18 protein-coding genes are annotated in these 17,115 nt (G+C 57.6%); 5 read left to right on the forward strand and 13 right to left on the reverse strand.

Features of this window, described 5'->3' with window-relative positions:
* Positions 1 to 141 precede the first annotated feature (141 nt).
* The 6 genes from ACVOLZ_RS07735 to ACVOLZ_RS07760 form a co-directional block, all read right to left on the reverse strand.
* Positions 142 to 396, reverse strand: a complete 255-nt coding sequence (locus tag ACVOLZ_RS07735) for a hypothetical protein (protein WP_481515671.1) — start codon at positions 394 to 396, stop codon at positions 142 to 144.
* A 69-nt stretch (positions 397 to 465) separates the two neighbouring features.
* Positions 466 to 1,122, reverse strand: a complete 657-nt coding sequence (locus ACVOLZ_RS07740; RefSeq protein WP_481515672.1) for a hypothetical protein — start codon at positions 1,120 to 1,122, stop codon at positions 466 to 468.
* A gap of 391 nt (positions 1,123 to 1,513) precedes the next feature.
* Positions 1,514 to 2,200, reverse strand: a complete 687-nt coding sequence (locus tag ACVOLZ_RS07745; RefSeq protein ID WP_481515673.1) for a hypothetical protein — start codon at positions 2,198 to 2,200, stop codon at positions 1,514 to 1,516.
* A gap of 471 nt (positions 2,201 to 2,671) precedes the next feature.
* Positions 2,672 to 3,064, reverse strand: coding sequence for a diacylglycerol kinase (locus ACVOLZ_RS07750; protein ID WP_481515674.1), 393 nt, complete (start codon positions 3,062 to 3,064; stop codon positions 2,672 to 2,674).
* Positions 3,065 to 3,323: 259 nt separating this feature from the next.
* Complete coding sequence (locus ACVOLZ_RS07755; RefSeq protein WP_481515722.1) at positions 3,324 to 4,562, reverse strand: sensor histidine kinase; 1,239 nt, start codon at positions 4,560 to 4,562, stop codon at positions 3,324 to 3,326.
* Positions 4,563 to 4,579: 17 nt separating this feature from the next.
* Complete coding sequence (locus ACVOLZ_RS07760; protein WP_481515723.1) at positions 4,580 to 5,272, reverse strand: response regulator transcription factor; 693 nt, start codon at positions 5,270 to 5,272, stop codon at positions 4,580 to 4,582.
* A 74-nt stretch (positions 5,273 to 5,346) separates the two neighbouring features.
* Between ACVOLZ_RS07760 and ACVOLZ_RS07765 the strand changes: the two genes are divergently transcribed.
* A complete protein-coding gene (locus ACVOLZ_RS07765; RefSeq protein ID WP_481515675.1) occupies positions 5,347 to 6,990 on the forward strand; it encodes a phosphoethanolamine transferase in 1,644 nt (547 codons plus the stop codon).
* Between the two features lie 290 nt (positions 6,991 to 7,280).
* On the opposite strand, the gene ACVOLZ_RS07770 is transcribed toward ACVOLZ_RS07765, so the two are convergent.
* From ACVOLZ_RS07770 to ACVOLZ_RS07785, 4 genes are all read right to left on the reverse strand, one after another.
* Positions 7,281 to 7,766, reverse strand: a complete 486-nt coding sequence (locus tag ACVOLZ_RS07770) for a hypothetical protein (RefSeq protein WP_481515676.1) — start codon at positions 7,764 to 7,766, stop codon at positions 7,281 to 7,283.
* A 353-nt stretch (positions 7,767 to 8,119) separates the two neighbouring features.
* Positions 8,120 to 8,842, reverse strand: a complete 723-nt coding sequence (locus tag ACVOLZ_RS07775) for a hypothetical protein (protein WP_481515677.1) — start codon at positions 8,840 to 8,842, stop codon at positions 8,120 to 8,122.
* A 112-nt stretch (positions 8,843 to 8,954) separates the two neighbouring features.
* Positions 8,955 to 9,797 (reverse strand): methylenetetrahydrofolate reductase, encoded by an 843-nt coding sequence (locus ACVOLZ_RS07780; RefSeq protein ID WP_481515678.1) that lies wholly within the window; start codon positions 9,795 to 9,797, stop codon positions 8,955 to 8,957.
* Positions 9,798 to 9,912: 115 nt separating this feature from the next.
* Entirely contained in the window at positions 9,913 to 10,848 is a 936-nt protein-coding gene (locus tag ACVOLZ_RS07785; RefSeq protein ID WP_481515679.1) for a LysR family transcriptional regulator, read from the reverse strand.
* A gap of 128 nt (positions 10,849 to 10,976) precedes the next feature.
* Here ACVOLZ_RS07785 and msuE point away from each other — a divergent pair, with 128 nt between their 5' ends.
* From msuE to ACVOLZ_RS07800, 3 genes are all read left to right on the forward strand, one after another.
* Positions 10,977 to 11,564 (forward strand): FMN reductase, encoded by a 588-nt coding sequence (msuE, locus tag ACVOLZ_RS07790; RefSeq protein WP_481515680.1) that lies wholly within the window; start codon positions 10,977 to 10,979, stop codon positions 11,562 to 11,564.
* Positions 11,565 to 11,638: 74 nt separating this feature from the next.
* On the forward strand, positions 11,639 to 12,622 hold the full coding sequence (locus tag ACVOLZ_RS07795) for a DUF1852 domain-containing protein (protein WP_481515681.1): 984 nt from the start codon (positions 11,639 to 11,641) through the stop codon (positions 12,620 to 12,622).
* Positions 12,623 to 12,651: 29 nt separating this feature from the next.
* Positions 12,652 to 13,680, forward strand: a complete 1,029-nt coding sequence (locus ACVOLZ_RS07800) for a methionine synthase (protein ID WP_481515682.1) — start codon at positions 12,652 to 12,654, stop codon at positions 13,678 to 13,680.
* A gap of 126 nt (positions 13,681 to 13,806) precedes the next feature.
* On the opposite strand, the gene ACVOLZ_RS07805 is transcribed toward ACVOLZ_RS07800, so the two are convergent.
* The 3 genes from ACVOLZ_RS07805 to ACVOLZ_RS07815 form a co-directional block, all read right to left on the reverse strand.
* Complete coding sequence (locus tag ACVOLZ_RS07805) at positions 13,807 to 14,370, reverse strand: dihydrofolate reductase family protein (RefSeq protein WP_481515683.1); 564 nt, start codon at positions 14,368 to 14,370, stop codon at positions 13,807 to 13,809.
* A gap of 131 nt (positions 14,371 to 14,501) precedes the next feature.
* Entirely contained in the window at positions 14,502 to 15,047 is a 546-nt protein-coding gene (locus ACVOLZ_RS07810) for a hypothetical protein (RefSeq protein ID WP_481515684.1), read from the reverse strand.
* A gap of 247 nt (positions 15,048 to 15,294) precedes the next feature.
* Positions 15,295 to 15,954, reverse strand: a complete 660-nt coding sequence (locus ACVOLZ_RS07815; RefSeq protein WP_481515685.1) for a lysoplasmalogenase — start codon at positions 15,952 to 15,954, stop codon at positions 15,295 to 15,297.
* A 314-nt stretch (positions 15,955 to 16,268) separates the two neighbouring features.
* Here ACVOLZ_RS07815 and fdhD point away from each other — a divergent pair, with 314 nt between their 5' ends.
* Complete coding sequence (gene fdhD, locus ACVOLZ_RS07820) at positions 16,269 to 17,111, forward strand: formate dehydrogenase accessory sulfurtransferase FdhD (protein ID WP_481515686.1); 843 nt, start codon at positions 16,269 to 16,271, stop codon at positions 17,109 to 17,111.
* The last annotated feature ends 4 nt before the right edge of the window (positions 17,112 to 17,115 follow it).

The raw sequence follows: 17,115 nt of genomic DNA on the forward strand, positions 1-17,115 counted from the left end.
CAACTTTCAGCAACCGAAGCCTTAATTTCCAGCAAAGCCGACCCATAAGTTCCAGCAGCGCTGAAATCTGGACGTTAAGTTCCAGCAGCGCTGTTCCATCAGACGATATGTTCCTGCAGCTCTGCATCTGGTTCGTCTAGTTCAAGGCCGCTGCTGGAGTTCTTCAGACGCTTGATCGATCAAAGCATCAATCTGGTTACTAAGCTGGTCAGTGACGTCGGCTTGTAAAAACCAGTAGAGGCGAAGTCCGCCCCACTTCTCTTTGATGTCGGTGATCTGGAAAGAACTTCGCTGGTCGGGGGCGAGTAAGTGCCAGATATCCGAAAGAAGTTGATCAATCCGAGGGATCCAATCCGCAGGGGCGCAGATCGGAGGCACATTCTGAAAGTGGCGCATAACCTAAGCCTCTTTTAAGAGAATTCCATCTGTCGATCCTTCTGTCAGATGACCCAAATAACGGGTCGGTCAGGGGCATAGCAAGAAGTTCTTTTGCATCTCCTCGAACACCTGTCGCAACGTGGGTGGAGGCGCGTAGCTCAACATTCCATTTGCGTCATTTACATCAGCCGCTGAAAGATATGTCGAATTTTCCGAATACAGCCCTCGCGACACACCGGAAATATTCATTCGCAAGTGATCAACAGGAGCCTGTTGTTGGCTCAACCTTTCCATCCGGCCATTCTTCCAACGATAGAAATTCGCCTGATATGTTCCCTTGGGCTTGTTCGAGCAAAACCGAGCGAGCCCCTGAACGGGTATGGTGACGAAGTAAACGTCACCATCTATCAAGTCGAAGGATAGCGGCTGCTCCGTCGCAGGCGTAGACCATGAAAACCCCGCCGGCGCATAGTGAATCTCCTGATATAGAACATTCCCTATTTTCGAGTTAGGGAAACCGCTCCTGGCAGATTCCGAGTATCTGTCTATCATTACAACTCGATCGTCATGAAGCCGCGCCTCCTCTTTCCATCGCTTCTCCACCTTGCCGCTACATGCCACCATCGACGACACGGATAGAAGTGAAGCGGTGGCAATAGTCACATGCCACACGCACCGGCGCATGGAGCCGGTGGCATATTTCACATTTAGAAGAATGAGCACGAATTTTTCTTCAATATTCAAATGCGGTCCTCCCTCGTGCACTCAGCCCTGGGAACATCTCAAGTTGACGTCGGCATCGGTTCTTCTTGTGTTCGGTTGGCACCCTATCCTTGCTAGGCGCCAGCACGCAATCCAGCAGCCGTAGCACGGTGAATAGCAGGATGACCTATCCGGATCAAACACGCCCAGCCCCCAAGTCATAACAGAACGCCTACATCGAACGCTACAACCGCGCATGGCTATGCATGGCTCGCTCGGACATTGTTCGCCTCCAATGAAATCGCCAAGCCTAGTAGAAGCAGCCAGCAACACATATACGGAAGAGCTAGCTTTCGCCGGCTTTTCTACAGCGCCGTGATTTCGATGATGCAAAAGTCGAGATTCGAACCCGAACGGAAGTGTGGGAATGCCGTCATTCACGATGCTTCGTCACTTTTGATTGGCAGATCTCCATAAGGCGGCCACCTTCGCTGGATTTCAACTCGATTCGATCACCATCCATCATGGGGGCAACAATGTCGCGAATTTCCCTGGCGGCAGGTGACGATTCAGCTATCGCTTCATCTTTGGCCAGCAACTGTGTACCAGGAAGATTCGCAGCACTGATACTTCCCAACGTGGCAAGCTGCGCACACAGCCCCGTCATATAGGCGGCGGACTCAGATTCTGCAAGTTTGTCGCCTGACAACGCGCCCGCGAGGTGAAACGTCTCGTGCGCGACAAGATCAATGATGTTCGCCAGTGTTCTGTGTTCTTCCATGAACTCCGGCGCCACAAGACTGAGCCTCGGCGTTGATATGCGCCACGAACTTCGGGTGGAACGGAGTCCAATTCCATGCGGGACGAGGTGCAACTCGATTGAAGCAGGCCTATCCGGGTACATCAACGAGACATATGACAGGGCATCGGCCACCGCCCCGCAATAGGATTGAATGGGTATTCGCAAAGGAGCATGGGCAATCAGAGTGATGTCTTTGCCATGATGATCCAAGCACCTGTACTTCGATCCTTGCGCACTGTGTCCTTCGCGCCCAGGGAGATACATATGGGTTTTGACATGAACGATTCCCATGATGCGCGATATTTCTATGTAGTTCACGCCCTCACCCGAAACTCCCAAGGGAACTTCGGGTGTTGTCCGGCAACTGGTCGCCATTCCAATAATGATTGCGCAGCAGCAAAATCTTCGCATATCAGTACTCTTCTGGGCGTGGCGAGGTGGAACTCACCACAGGTCTCCCACGATGAATCACGACACAAGCGTGGAGTGTTTGGCCTGCGTTGGCGGTCGCGGCCGCATCAAAGTTTACGGAGTATGTCGTCTGCAAAGCACCTTCGTACTTGGCTTGATCTGCGATCGCCCGGGGGCCAGTTCCATAGTTGGAGCGGAACGCAACCACTTCATATGAAACTTTATCGGCCGTGCCGGCATTCGCGCAAGCCCAATCAATCCCCTGCCATGAAATGCAACAACCCGCTGCTCACCAAACGCAGGACTTGATGTGGTTTTTCCACGCGCATCAGAAAACGCCAACGAATGTTCTGGATGGCGCTCACCGTTCAATGCCCATCAATCAAACAGAACCACAACCCAAACCCCAGAAACCATAAGCAAGGCAATCGCCTGCGCTGCGCTACCCATATCTTTTGCACGTTTTGAGAGTGGATGAATCTCCAGCGAAATGCGGTCGACGACAGCTTCTATGGCTGAGTTCAGGAGCTCCACCAGCAAGCTGATAAGGCACACCGCCAGCAGGATCGCCCGCTCGGTGGCATTGACGTCCAGTACGCATGCAACGAGAACCAATGCTCCATGCAGGACTAGAAGCTGGCGGAAAGCCGCCTCACTCCTGAAGGCAGCGACAAACCCATCCCGCGAGTAGAGAGCTGTGTAAATGATTCGCCTGACTCCCGATCTCCCATGATCGAACTTGCCTTCTTTCGCAGACCCCGAGGACTCCACAGGACCTTCTCCTTTCCACTGACGAGGGCACAGTGTGCGGCGCTCAGTGTCAGGACTCTGTCAGACCTTCAACCCAAGTGCAGGGATGTCCAAGGGCCCTCCGGGGCGCGAATTTGCGTTCGTTCCGAGTGGCCGCCATGAACCGGCTGGGGAGCGTCGACTACAGGAGCTGTCGCTATCGGGTCAGTTTCCCTGGATGGCTCTCCTTTGAGTTGCACGGAAGCCGAACTGAATACCTCCGGCACAATACCTTCGCCGCTTAGGTCGAGCCGCACATATCGAGCGTGAAGCAACAGCCTGTATCCGAGCTTTCCACCGTCATCTGCCAGCCCAGGTGCTCGACGATGCGCTGCACGATCGATAAGCCAAGGCCTTCCCCACTTTGGGGCGTGCCCGGAACGAAGCGCTGAAACTGACGCGGATCGATGCTTGGGGGGAGGCCGGGTCCGGTGTCGGAAATGGTGAGGCGCGTCCTATCCAGGACAATGCGCACCTCGCCTTGATCCGTGTACTGGCAGGCGTTGCGCATCAGGTTCCAGATGACGCTGCGGGCAAGCTCGGCGTTGGTATGCAGCCTGGTTTCCATGACCACTTCGAACGCCAGTCCTACCGGTTTGTCCCCCAGCCAAGGCTCACAACGCGCCATGCACTCCTCTATCAACGACAACAGCGAGACCTCCGTGCGGGCAAGGCTCTGCGGATCGCGCGAGAGCAGCAGCAGGCAGGTCAGCTGACGCTGCATCTCCTGCGTGGTACGCAGGATCCGCTGGCTACTCGCGACCAGATGGCTATGCGCGGGGAGCTGTTGCTCGATCGTCTCCGCGGCACCGGCAATGATCGCCAAGGGCGTGCGGAGTTCATGGCTCGCATCACCGACAAAGCACCGCTCACGCTGGAGGAAATGCTCGGCTTCGTCGCTGTGCTGTGCGAAGGCACGGGCCAGTACCCCGATCTCGTCGCGTGCGTCCTGGAACGGAAATGGCATTTGCTTGCTCTGAACCGCCTCTGCCAGCCGGGTGATCGGGGAGATTACGCGCGCGGCAGTTACGCGGCCAATCCAGAACCCGCAGAAGATGCAGAAAAGTATGACAACTGCTGCATACCCATCGATCACGTGCTCCAGGTACGCATACATCTGCGCATCCTGCAGCAGGTAGTAGCGCTCGCCGTCCAGATCGAACACGAGCATATGCCAGGCATCGGCTTCCTCGACGCTGTGGTAGCCCGGCCCAAAACGACGTAACCCAACCGGGACCGACGTAGAGTCATACAACCGACTGCCTTCGCGCAAGCTCGGCTGACTCCCCTTGGCCAGGCCCTTCTCCAACTGTTGCGCCTGCTCTTGCAACCCTTTGGAAATCACGTACGCCCGCAGATCGTCGTAGTCCAACTGCTCGGCAGCGATCACCACCCCCATCACCCCCACCATCAGAAGCACGAATGTGATGGTGATGCGCGTTTTGAGCGTAATCCTGCGGACAAAGGAGCCCATGATCATCTTCAGCCCGCCCATCTTTACTGTGCCACGTCCGCTGGGGCCTGCAGACGCCAACCGACCCCGTGCACGGTTTCAATAAGCGCGCTCGAGAATGACTTGTCGATGCACTGGCGAAGTTCATGGATATGTGTGCGCAGCGCACCGCTGTCGGGCGGATCATCACCCCAGAGCAGGTACTCCATCTCCTGCTTCCTGACGACAGCCGGTGCTGCCCGTATCAGGCACAGCAACAGCTTGTGCATGCTCGGCGTCAGGGTGACGACGCGCCCCTCCCGCATCGCCATGGGCACCCGGCTGTCGACCTGCAAGTCAGCCCAGGTCAAAGAACCCTGCACCTGCTTGCCCTGTGCACGTCGTACCAAGGCCTTGATGCGTGCATCAAGCTCCTTGAGCGAGAACGGTTTGATCAGATAGTCGTCAGCGCCCATCTCCAGCCCCTGTATCCGGTCGTCCACCGGGTCCCTGGCTGTGAGCATCAGGACTGGTACGGGGTCCTGGAATTCCTGGCGTAGCCTGCGGCACAACGCCATGCCGTCCAACCGCGGCAGCATGAGGTCCAGCAGGATGGCGTCATAGTCATTCTGCGTTGCCATTCTCAAGCCAGTCGCGCCATCGCGCGCATCGTCCAGCACGTACCCAAGGGGCTCGAAGAAGGCGTACAGATTTGCCACCAGCTCCGGATTGTCCTCGATGACAAGCAAACGCGTCACGGCGGTATCGGCTGACAACTTCCTGACAACGACTTTCTGAGACTGCGCGGACTTTCTATTCATTGGAACCGTGCGTGCTTCATCGTCTGACATCCCTGCGCTTACATCCCGTCCAACTTGGCTGGATAGCCGCACTCTTCTTCGCCAGTATCGGCAACCCTGCCCTTTGGAAAACGCTCGCGGTCACGATTGAGATCCATGACCCGCATAGCTTTTTCTTCTTCCTGAGCGTTCCGGTCTTTCTTTTCTTCGCCTTCAACCTTCTGTTGGCGCCGATACTGATCCTTCCCTACCTGCGCAAGCCGTTGCTGGCGCTGTTGATCATCATCAGTGCCAGCTGCAGCTACTTCATGCTGCACTATAACGTACTGATCGACCGCAGCATGGTTCAGAACTTCTTCGAGACGAACCAGGCAGAACTGGCATCCTACTTTTCGATTTCGTTGCTGCTGACAATCATCGGGCTGGGCATATTACCCGCGACAATGATCGGCCTGTGCAGGGCCAGGAGCGCCAGCGTGGCGCGGACCGCACTTTGGTGGACCGGGAACATCGTCCTTTCCGTGATCGTGCTTGCCACCATTTCGCTTGGATTCTACAAGGACTATGCGTCCCTGTTCCGCAACAATCGCCATATCCGGGATCTGGTCCTTCCGTTGAATGTTGTGCGCCATGCGCATGGCTACCTGACCAGCCACCACGATGCAAAGCGGCAGCCGCTGCAACGCGTAGGCGAAGATGCCGTTCGTCCCCCGCGTTCGCCCGCCGCCCGGCCAAAGCTGGTCGTTTTCGTGGTCGGCGAGACCGCGCGGGCAAAAAACTTCCAGCTCAATGGCTATGCACGCCCGACCAATCCCTCGTTGTCCCGGTACCCGGACATCATCAGTTTCAGGAATGTCTCGTCTTGCGGGACAGCCACGGCCATCTCCGTTCCCTGCATGTTCTCGCGCATGGGCCGTGCGGACTACGATGCCGCACGTGCCATGTCCGAGGAGAACCTGCTCGACATCCTGCAACGCACAGGCATCCAGATCCTGTGGCGCAACAACAACAACGGTGGTTGCAAGGGTGTATGTGAGCGCATCGTCATCGAGGACATGCCGCGCATGAAGATTGCCGACGATTGCCCGAACAAGGATGGAACCTGCCATGACAGCGTGCTGCTCCATGGCCTCCGGACACAGATCGACGCCATGCAAGGAGACGCTCTGGTGGTGCTGCATCAGCTCGGTAGCCACGGGCCGACCTACTTCGAACGCTATCCGCAGCACAATCGGGTCTTCACCCCGACCTGCGACAGCAACCAGATTCACAGGTGCAGCAAGGAAGAGCTTGTGAACACCTACGACAATACGTTGCTGCAGACGGACGAGATGCTCGGTCGGACCCTGGCGCTGCTGCAGCACTATTCCGGTGAGCGTGACGTGGCGCTGGTCTACGTGTCCGACCACGGGGAGTCATTGGGCGAGCGAGGCATGTACCTGCATGGCACGCCATATGCGATCGCACCCCGCGAGCAAACCCATGTACCGATGATCATGTGGTTCTCGCCGCAGTTCCTGCAGAACGCAGCTCTGGACCATGCTTGCGTGCGTGGGAACGCTTGGCGCAACGCATACAGCCATGACAACGTCTACCACTCGATGCTGGGGCTTTTCGACGTCCAGAGCCAGGTCTACCAGCCTGCCTTCGATGCCTTTGCCCCCTGCAGAACCTAAGCAAGCCCTCCGGGAGCGGGGCCATGCCCGCTCCGCCTGATGACATGCGCCTGCACCTGTAGAGGCCTGGAAAAAGGCACCGAGACAGAACGGGCCCTTCCCTACCCCCGATAGCCTTCTCTAACCCGCGCTGTCGCAACCTCTGCAACCCCTCGAAAGCACAACTTGAGCAAAGGTGCCGGGATGATCGACTCATTCAACCCGCAAACCACATTGCAAGCACTACGCTTTTACGCCTCCAGCGGCTTCGCATGCTGACAGCCAATCTGCGACGACACCCCGATACGACTTCATAACCCGGCCCCCAAACCTCCCAGCACGCTGAACACCGCCCATACCCCGGCCAGCATCGCTAGACATAGAACCGTACCCACGCCTAGTTCCCACCACGACAGAACCCGCTTCCACCATATGCTCAATATCACCGGCGCCAGAGCTGTCGCGGCCAACAGGAGGGGCGAAAGGAACCATGCGCCTGCCAACAAAAAGCTGGGTGTCCACAGCAGCAAGCGGCTGATGCGGAAGGCCAGGGGTTTACGCAGGCGCCAGGTGTGCCAGACCAAGGCCAAAAAGCCCAGAACCAAAGCTGACGAGACACCTGCCACTGTCCGTTGCCACCTCAGCTGATCGGCGGCTCTCTCCGCATTCTGTTGCTCCAGCCAGGCGTTGACCGCCGCGGTATATTCGGCCTCGTTGGGCAGCGGCAACTCGGGGGCGGGCGAAGCGACAGCCATGTCGCAGGCCCAGACCATCAGGCCGCAGGCCAGGACGTACATGCAGGGTTTCCACATGGCGTTCTCTTCCTTCTTCGAGGTGTGTGACTGCCGGTTTCTGCCCAGCAGCAGTGTTGTGAGGCTTGGAGCAGCCATTTTTTTCCCGATAGTGGCGCCAGGGGTTTTACCTTGAAATCACGGACGGTTGTGACAGGGTCGAGAAACTCAAGTCGCGTCTAGCGATCCTCCGCCGCATCCGACGGTTGTGCAAACGCTCGATGGAGTCAAACGCATCGGCCTTTGCCGCGAGTTCATCAGGAAGATGCCACATGAACAAAAGAAACCACATCTTTTGCGAAAGACTCCAAGCAGGCCAAGAGCTTCGTGCCGCTGCGCAGATTGGTAGCTATACAGGCCTACCGTGTTTTCGTCGCCTTCGGTACTGACCGCTGCGTCGCCCTACGCTTCCCTCGCATCTTGGCTAGCTTGTTTCCGACTACAGCCTTCAGTTCCTCGACTGGTTCTGGAACCAATGAAGGTTGCATGCTCTGGATCTTGAAGAAATTCTTGCGCGCGCTTGCGAGCTCGAAACCATAGTCCAAGGACTTGATGGCGGTACCTCCAAGCAGCAATCCAAGCAATACCATTACCACCAGCACAGCACCTGAGAGCGTACCAAAGCCTCGATAGCTCAACCAAAGTATCAGCATCGCGGCTGGTGCCAATAGGAAATACATCCCAAATGCCGCCATGATGTTGAACATCGCGGATAGCGCCTTTTCGTGGCGCCTGTTCCTCCATCGAACAAACCCATCGTCAAGCTGAAAGAATCCCGCTGAGAAGCTCAGGGCCCACAGGGTATCCGCGGCCTGGGAGTTCGAAGCTAAGTTGATGACAATCCGCGCCGGCAGGAACTCGCGGCAGTAGTGACGAATCAATACCTCACACCAGAGTGGATCGCGCTTTGCGCGTTCGAAGTCCCAAAGCTGCAGGAACTCTTGCCGTGCTTTGGCTCGGTCACCATTGAGCGAGTAAAGACCTTTAAAAGCCAAAAATAGCAGCAAGGCCAAGACGACAATAATTTCGCCAGCCGTCCTGTGTCCAAAGCTTCCTGCCAACTTGAGTACAAGCTCCTGCACCTGCCCTCCCTCGCCTTCACTGGCTGCACTTTGAATGGATCATAGCCGGGTTCTCCGGCTGTTTGATCGCAGCAGTCTTTATCCGGCGGCAGTCTGGTCGCGTGCACCCGAACTAGATACGAGCGCGGTATTGCTCCACCCATTCCACGGACTGTGCTATGCCGCCGAATGGGAAGATATGCAGGCCCACCGCTCCATGTGCTTCCGTCAGGCCGCTGACCAGGCGATCGACAAAACGATCCGGCCCCGCTGTGCCAATCAGCTTGCCGATTGAGATGCCGTACTTGGACCAGATCGATGCGCTCGCATTGACACCACACATCGCCGCGTAGCGCGCTAGTACCGCAACGCCTGCTGGACCGGGCACGCCCACACGCACCGGGTACTCGATGCCGCGCTCGCGCAGTGTCGAAAGCCACGTCAATACGATATCGGCATCAAACCCGAACTGGGTGACGATCATCGGCGCCATGCCTCGGCTTTCGATGCTGCGGCACTTGCGTTCAAGCATCTCCCAGCGCTCGCTTTCTTTCATTGTCGGGTGGCCTTCAGGATGCCCCGCCACGCCAACGAGTTTGATGCCTGAACGTTCGAGCACGCCCGTTTCAATCAATGACGCACTATCCGAAAATGGCCCCTTGGGGCTGGGCGAATCCCCGGCAATCACGAAGCAACGCTCGACGCCTGCTTCATATACGGCACGAGTGATTAAGGACTCCAGCTCGCCGAGTGAGGCAATTCGCCGCGCCGGGATATGCAACATGGGTTCAAAGCCCAATCCACGAGTTGCCGCCGCAGCAACCAGGCGTGCGCCATTGTCTTCACTCGCTAGGTAGGGAATGAAAACGGTTGAGCCGGGAGCTATCCGGGCAGCTGCTGCAGTCAGCGCTGGAATGGCTTTGCCACTCACTTCCAACGAATAGTCAGCGATGATGATTTGCTTGGACATTGACATATCGCGATGATTCAAGGGTCTTACTGGGATGCATTTCAAGTGAGCGCCCTGCCTCACTCTCTCTGATTGAACGTATGAGGCAAGGGGCGGAAGATCGGATAGGGGTAATCGGGATTCAACGAAGCGGCTTATCTGCAGGCCCCTGCCCAGTAGTCGAAGCAGCCACAGCGGTTGAGTGCCGAGCCAGTTCGATGAAAGCCCGCACGTAATCGATGCTGGTGTCCGTTTCACGCGCGCCGAGGAAGATCTGCTTGGCGATGCCGCGTGCACCCAGCCGTACCGGCACCACGTCCATCCTGGTTGCATACTCTTCCACCAACCAGCGTGGCAATGCGGCCACGCCGCGACCACTGGCCACCATCTGCACCATGATGTCGGTGGTTTCGATGGCTTTGTGCCGTCTGGGGGTGATGCCCGCAGGCAACAGGAACTGGCTGTAGATATCCAGGCGCTCGATATCCACCGGATAACTGATCAGCACCTCGCGGGTCAGCTGCTGCGGCTTCACGTACGCAACGGAAGCCAGTGGATGGTCCTTGGCTACCACCAGCACCTGCTCGTAGTCGAACACGGGCTCGAACTTCAGGCCCGGCTTGAACAAAGGATCAGGCGTGACCAGCAAGTCGATCTCGTAGCCAAACAGCGCCCCGATTCCGCCGAACTGGAACTTCTGCCGGACATCCACGTCCACGTCCGGCCATGCAGCCAGATAAGGCGACACCACCTTGAGCAGCCATTGGTAGCAGGGATGGCATTCCATGCCGATGCGCAGCTCGCCGCGCTCGCCCTGCGCGAACTGGCCCAGGCGTTCCTCGGCCAGGTCCAGTTGCGGCAACACCCGGTTGGCCACCGCCAACAGGTACTGCCCGGATTGGGTAAGCCGCAGGCTTCGACCTTCGCGCAACCAGATGTCGGTGCCCAGCTGCTGTTCGAGCTTGCGGATGCTGTGGCTCAGGGCTGACTGGGTCAGGTTCAACACGCCCGCTGCGGCCGTCAACGAGCCCTGCTTTTCGACCTGCTGGACGATGCTCAGATGGATGCGCTCAAGCATATGAATGAATTTTCTTCATGGAATGGTGAAATTAAACCATTTTACCTCATGGAAAACCGCAACTAGGATCGAACCTCACCAGCCGCTCCATTCAGCTGGCGACGATCCAGCCCCCCATGAAGGCAGAAATGACACACCCTCCCCCACTTCGCGTCGTCGCGGTTTCCGGCGGCCTGCAGCGCCCCTCCAAGGCCGCAGCTCTGGTCGAGCATCTGTCGAACCTGATTGCTGCCGAGGTCCACTGCGAAACCCAGCTCGTCGAGCTGGGCCAACTCGCCCCGCACCTTGCCGGTACAGTCAGGCGCAGTCAGCTGCCCGATACGGTGGAGCTCGGTCTGTCGGCAGTCGAGCAGGCTGATGTTCTGGTGGTGGCCACGCCGGTCTACCGCGGCTCGTACACGGGGCTGTTCAAACATTTCTTCGATTTTGTTGACCAGGATGCGCTGATCGACACGCCTGTTCTATTGGCCGCAACCGGCGGCAGTGAGCGCCATGCGCTGATGATCGACCACCAGTTGCGGCCACTTTTCAGCTTCTTCCAGGCACGCACACTGCCTCTGGGCGTTTACGCCACCGACAGGGACTTCGCCGGTCAGGTACTGGAGAACGACGATCTGATCCAACGCGCCAAGCTCGCAGTCGAACGGGCGTTGCCGGTGCTTGAGCTGACCCGCCGCGCGGCAACAAACCCGCCCAGAACCATCGTCGCTGCCTGAAAGCGAACTCCCCCGCCGAATCAGCATGACGCTGTGCTGGCCCCTATCCGCAGAACCTACGGTAGCGCACTGCCATGAAAGACAACTTTGAATTCAGCATCAAGCGAATTTGCTTCGATGAAAACTACCAGCCATTGGACAGTACGCGGCTGACAACCAACTTCGCCAATCTGGCCAGGGGCAGCAGCCGCCAGGAAAACCTGCGCAATACGCTGAAGATGATCGACAACCGATTCAACAGCCTTGCCGATTGGGACAATCCGATGGGCGACCGCTACGCCGTCGAGCTGGAAATCATCTCAGCCGAGATGGATGTATCCGGTGTAGGCCAGACAGATGCATTCCCGCTGATCGAGATACTGAAGACAACCATCGTTGACCGCCAGACCAAGGCGCGCATTGAAGGAATCGTAGGGAACAACTTCTCTTCCTATGTGCGTGACTACGATTTCAGCGTGTTGTTGCCGGACTACAACAGCAACCGGACCGCTTTTGCCGCACCGGATGACTTTGGCGACCTGCACGGGAAGCTGTTCAAGCACTTCGTGAACTCGCCCGTCTACAAAGAGAATTTCACCAAGTCGCCGGTGATCTGCATCAGTGCGTCGAGCAGCAAGATCTACCACCGCACTGCAAACCAGCACCCCGCACTGGGCGTGGAATACCTGCAGAACGAGCTGTCCTCAACCGATCAGTACTTCGCGAAGATGGGAATGCAGGTCCGCTTCTTCATGCCTCCGGACAGTGTTGCGCCGTTGGCGTTCTACTTCTTCGGCGACCTGCTGGGCGACTACACAGACCTGGAATTGATCGGCACCATCAGTACGATGGAGACCTTCCAGAAGATCTATCGGCCCGAGATCTACAACGCCAACTCTGCGGCGGGAAGTGTCTATCAGCCCAGCCTGAAGCACCAGGACTACTCCCTGACAAAGATTGTCTATGACCGTGAGGAACGCAGTCAGTTGGCAATCAAACAGGGGCGCTTCACCGAAGAGAACTTCATCAAGCCTCACCGGCAAACACTGGAACAGTGGGCCGCCGCCTGCGCGCTCTGATCACTCCAAGGAACACGAAACAAACCGCCATGAAGAAATTGTTGCCCACCTCAACCGCTGGCAGTCTGCCAAAACCCGTTTGGCTTGCTCAACCCGAGAAACTCTGGTCACCGTGGAAGCTTCAGGACGAGGAACTGCTTGAAGGCAAGCAGGATGCGCTGCGTCTTTCCCTGCACGAACAGTTACAGGCAGGTATCGACATCGTCAGTGATGGTGAGCAGACCCGCCAGCACTTCGTCACCACCTTCCTCGAGCACCTCGACGGCGTTGATTTCGAGAAGCGCGAGACAGTGAGAATCCGCAACCGCTACGATGCCAGTGTGCCAACCGTCGTCGGCGCCGTCAGTCGGCAGAAGCCGGTCTTCGTCGAGGACGCCAAGTTCCTGCGCCAGCAGACCAAGCAGCCGATCAAATGGGCCTTGCCCGGCCCGATGACGATGATCGATACGCTCTACGATGATCACTACAAGAGTCGCGAGAAGCTTGCCTGGGAGTTCGCCAGGATCCTCAATCAGGAAGCCAAGGAACTGGAGGCAGCCGGCGTCGACATCATCCAGTTCGACGAACCCGCCTTCAATGTCTTCTTCGATGAAGTGAATGATTGGGGTGTTGCCGCCCTTGAGCGGGCGATTGAGGGGCTCAAATGCGAGACTGCCGTGCACATCTGCTATGGCTACGGCATCAAGGCCAATACCGACTGGAAGAAGACCCTGGGCTCGGAGTGGCGCCAGTACGAAGAGTCCTTCCCGAAACTGCAGCAGTCCAACATCGACATCATCTCGCTGGAATGCCAGAACTCGCATGTGCCCATTGATCTTATCGAATTGGTACGTGGCAAGAAGGTGATGGTAGGTGCCATCGATGTGGCCAGCGACGTCATCGAGACCGCCGAGGATGTAGCCAATACCCTGCGCAAGGCACTGCAGTTCGTAGATGCAGACAAGCTCTATCCGTCCACCAACTGCGGCATGGCACCGCTGCCCCGTCATGTGGCCAGAGGCAAGTTGCATGCACTCAGTGCAGGTGCCGAGATCGTTCGTCGCGAACTGTTGGCCTGATTTTTGTGGCCCGGGTGAGCATGCAGCGCGCCCGGGTTATGAATTCGATAGCCGTCAGAGGCAGGTGTCGAGGTCTAGTCGAAATGTCGATTGGACCGTAGAAACGCTATCTTCCGCTGCAGCTGGTTATGAACCGCACGCACGCCGGTAGTGCATGACAACTACGCCGTTGTGCAGCGGCGTCGATGAGACCAACTCCAGCCGTCGCGTATTGTTCAAGCCGCGCTGGTACAGAGTTGGTCCATGCCCGGCGATCCTAGGGTGGACGAGGAACTTGTACTCGTCGATCAGATCGAGTCGGTCCAGCTCGGTAGCGAGCATGCCGCTACCGAGAAGCACGCCGGCCGGGGTCGCATCCTTGAGTCTCTGCACGTTCGTGCGCAAGTCGCCGACGATGTGGTGGCTATCGGTCCACGGGAAGTCCGTTCGCGTGGACGACACCACGTACTTCGGCTTGGTCTCCAGCTTGATCGCCCAGTCACGCATCGCTGATGTGGCCTTTTGGTCTCCGCGAGCGACCGCCGGCCAATAGGCCTCCATCATCTCGTAGGTCACGCGCCCCCAAAGCATCGCCCCAGCATCGTCCATCAGGCGACTGAAGAAAGCGTGGGTTTCGCCGTCGGCGATGCCCTCCTGGTGGTCGACGCAACCGTCGAGGGTGATGTTCAGGCTGAAGGTCAGAAGTCCCATGCGAGCTTGCTCAGGGTTGGGCGTTCCATTGGATTGTCGCTTGTCGACGGGTGCCTTGCAGCAAAGAACTGGTATCCATGCCGCGATCAGCCGGCGTATCCCGGCCATCTGCGTACGCCATGCAATGCAGCTCAGGGCACCACATTCGATTCCTTGGCTTGTTGGGGCGCGCAATTATTGCCTTCTTCAAACCCCCACGTTCGCAGGATGTGTCTGTACTTTCGCCCTGCACTGCGCTGGCTCTGCTCTTTCAATCCTATCGTCACAAGACTCGGCTCACCCTTCGTGCTGGGACCTGTCAGCAGATTCGTCTCCCGGCCAATAAGCCTCTCTTCAATTGGTACGCGCCGCCAAGCGGTGCCGTCTACCGACTGGTATTCGATATAGGGTGGTATCGGCCTATCCAGCGCATACCAAGTCTCGCAGTAGTAGAACGTCGCCACGATCGACCATGTTTTAGTTTCTGTGTTGTGATCGAGAAGAACCGGCACGTAGTTATCACGCCATTCGGGTGGAAACGTGAAACCATCTGGGGCTTTGCTGATCGAGATCGACATTTCGACCGGATCTCTCCAGCCACCCGTCCCACCAAGCTCCGAGTACGTCTTACCTTGCGCAGTCCGTGCAGCAACGATGACCTGACCATCAGCGAGCCGCACTTCTTCGGACCATTTCACGCTTGCTCTGTCGCACCCGACAAGCGTCAACGTGACCACCAACGCCAATGGAAAAGCTGTCCGTCTCGGGTGAAAAACACTTGTTGCAACTCGTTTGAATGAGAGCATTTTTTCCTCCTGCCTTGTCTTGTAGGGGGATTCAGTTGTCAATCACAACGCTAAAACCCGACCTTTCCAATCCGAGGCCAAGCACCCGGGACAAGACAGATCTGCCGCCTCGAGTAGTGGATGGGAACTGAAGGGACTGTCAGCTGGCACCTGCATGCATCCAGCCAACCGACAAGGCGAGGATGATCTGTGCCCCGTAGTAGAGCGGCAAGCCCCAGAGTTTATTGCCGGCTCCCGGTGCCACGAAACGATTGCGAGCAACGGCGACGTCCGATATCGCAAACATCAGCGCACCAAGCGCAAGCATCCACATTCCGGAAGCTGCGCTTGCGGAAATCGCGAAGGCGCACATCGCAACAATGGCCGTCACGTATGCCGTAACGGCGACGCGATAGATAGCCTTCAAATGGCTCCAAAGCCATGCGAGAACCGCAATCCCGAGACAGCTCATGAGAACGAGCCCCGCGACCAACGCCGTAGCATTGGTAGGCAGGGACGAAAAAGCGACGGCAAAAATCAAATGAGCAAGCAGGAAGCTGGCCAGACCAAGCAGGAACAGGCGGCTCTTCTGAGACAAAAGGAGTGCGTCCCCCACCCAACTGAGTCCAAGTGCCATCAGGATCAATTGCCCATAGGCTGACGCTGTCGCGTTGAGTTGAAGCGCCAAAGCCAGGAATGCCGTACTGGCGACCATTTTCAGTATGGCCTTGCCCATCTTCCAGCCGCGGTACTCGCTGAAGACCAGCCCGGCACAAGCAATAAGACAAACAGCGATTGTGAAGCTTGTTCCAGTCAGCATGATGATCTGTGTTCTCCCCAACGCTGCATTGATGACGAGCTGTGAAGCGGGTGCGCCTGGGTGAACTGTCGGCTGGGATCACTGCGACCATCGCCCAAGCTGGAACTCCAGGCTGCCAGCCACTCCAAGATTTCCTTGGCCAGTGCCTCGCAGGCAACAAGGCCGATTCGGGCCGGGCCGGGCCGGGCCGAACAGGATTATCGTTTTTCGGCAGCGCCCTGATTTTACCATCACATGGTTGAGCTATTCTTCGACCCAAGAAGCGTGCTCCAGAACTCCACATCGCTCAGCCAAGCCGCCAGGTCACCGCCCGCATGCCCAGAGTCGATCCAACTTCTATTGATGAAGCGCTGCCTGGGGTCGCCGCCCGGCGAACGATCCGCTGGTCCAAGGCTGAGCGGAGTCAGTTGGTCGACAGCATCGCCGAGGAAGTCCCGGTTGCGATGCGCTACAACGATGTACCCTTTTCCGTACTGATGGCGACACCCTCAGACTTGGAAGATCTGGCACTGGGCTTCTCTCTGACTGAGGGCCTCGTTGCGGATACCTCTGAGTTGATCGGTGTCGAAGTAAGCCCATGCATCGAAGGTGTCGAGATTCACATTCGGGTGACCAGCACGGCAACTGCGGCTTCCCTGTCCGCCAGCTCGAGCCGGGCGCTACCCGGGCGCAGCGGGTGTGGTTTGTGTGGTGCACGACTGCTGGAGGACGTCATGCGCGTGACACCAGCGATTGAGAGACACTCGACATTTCCTGTGGCTTCATTGCGATTGGCGCTGTCATCCCTTCCCAAGATGCAGCCGATGAACCTAGCTACCGGTTCCATCCACGCCGCTGCGTGGGTGGAACCGGACGGTCGAATCACCCACGTTCGAGAGGATGTAGGACGTCACAACGCGCTGGACAAGCTGGTCGGCGGCCTGCGTCGTGCGTCCATATCGACCGAAGCAGGTCTGGTCCTCCTATCGAGCCGCGCCAGCTATGAAATGGTGAGCAAGGCGGCGCACGCTGGCATGGCCGTTGTTGCTGCCGTTTCCGCACCGACGGCGCTTGCCATCGACCTGGCCAACGCAGCCGGTATCTGCCTGATCGGCTTCGCCCGGCCTGATCGATTCAACGTGTACACGCATCCAGAGCGATTGCTTGGATTTGAATAGGGGA

This window comes from Stenotrophomonas sp. STEN020 (assembly GCF_056760195.1).

Coding starts and splice junctions, on each gene's coding strand:
- ACVOLZ_RS07780 (WP_481515678.1), bottom strand. CDS start 9,797: ATGTCAATGTCCAAGCAAATCATCATCGCTGACTATTCGTTGGAAGTG.
- ACVOLZ_RS07770 (WP_481515676.1), bottom strand. CDS start 7,766: ATGTACGTCCTGGCCTGCGGCCTGATGGTCTGGGCCTGCGACATGGCT.
- ACVOLZ_RS07815 (WP_481515685.1), bottom strand. CDS start 15,954: ATGCTGACTGGAACAAGCTTCACAATCGCTGTTTGTCTTATTGCTTGT.
- ACVOLZ_RS07800 (WP_481515682.1), top strand. CDS start 12,652: ATGAAGAAATTGTTGCCCACCTCAACCGCTGGCAGTCTGCCAAAACCC.
- ACVOLZ_RS07755 (WP_481515722.1), bottom strand. CDS start 4,562: ATGATCATGGGCTCCTTTGTCCGCAGGATTACGCTCAAAACGCGCATC.
- msuE (WP_481515680.1), top strand. CDS start 10,977: ATGACACACCCTCCCCCACTTCGCGTCGTCGCGGTTTCCGGCGGCCTG.
- ACVOLZ_RS07805 (WP_481515683.1), bottom strand. CDS start 14,370: ATGGGACTTCTGACCTTCAGCCTGAACATCACCCTCGACGGTTGCGTC.
- ACVOLZ_RS07785 (WP_481515679.1), bottom strand. CDS start 10,848: ATGCTTGAGCGCATCCATCTGAGCATCGTCCAGCAGGTCGAAAAGCAG.
- ACVOLZ_RS07735 (WP_481515671.1), bottom strand. CDS start 396: ATGCGCCACTTTCAGAATGTGCCTCCGATCTGCGCCCCTGCGGATTGG.
- fdhD (WP_481515686.1), top strand. CDS start 16,269: ATGCCCAGAGTCGATCCAACTTCTATTGATGAAGCGCTGCCTGGGGTC.
- ACVOLZ_RS07795 (WP_481515681.1), top strand. CDS start 11,639: ATGAAAGACAACTTTGAATTCAGCATCAAGCGAATTTGCTTCGATGAA.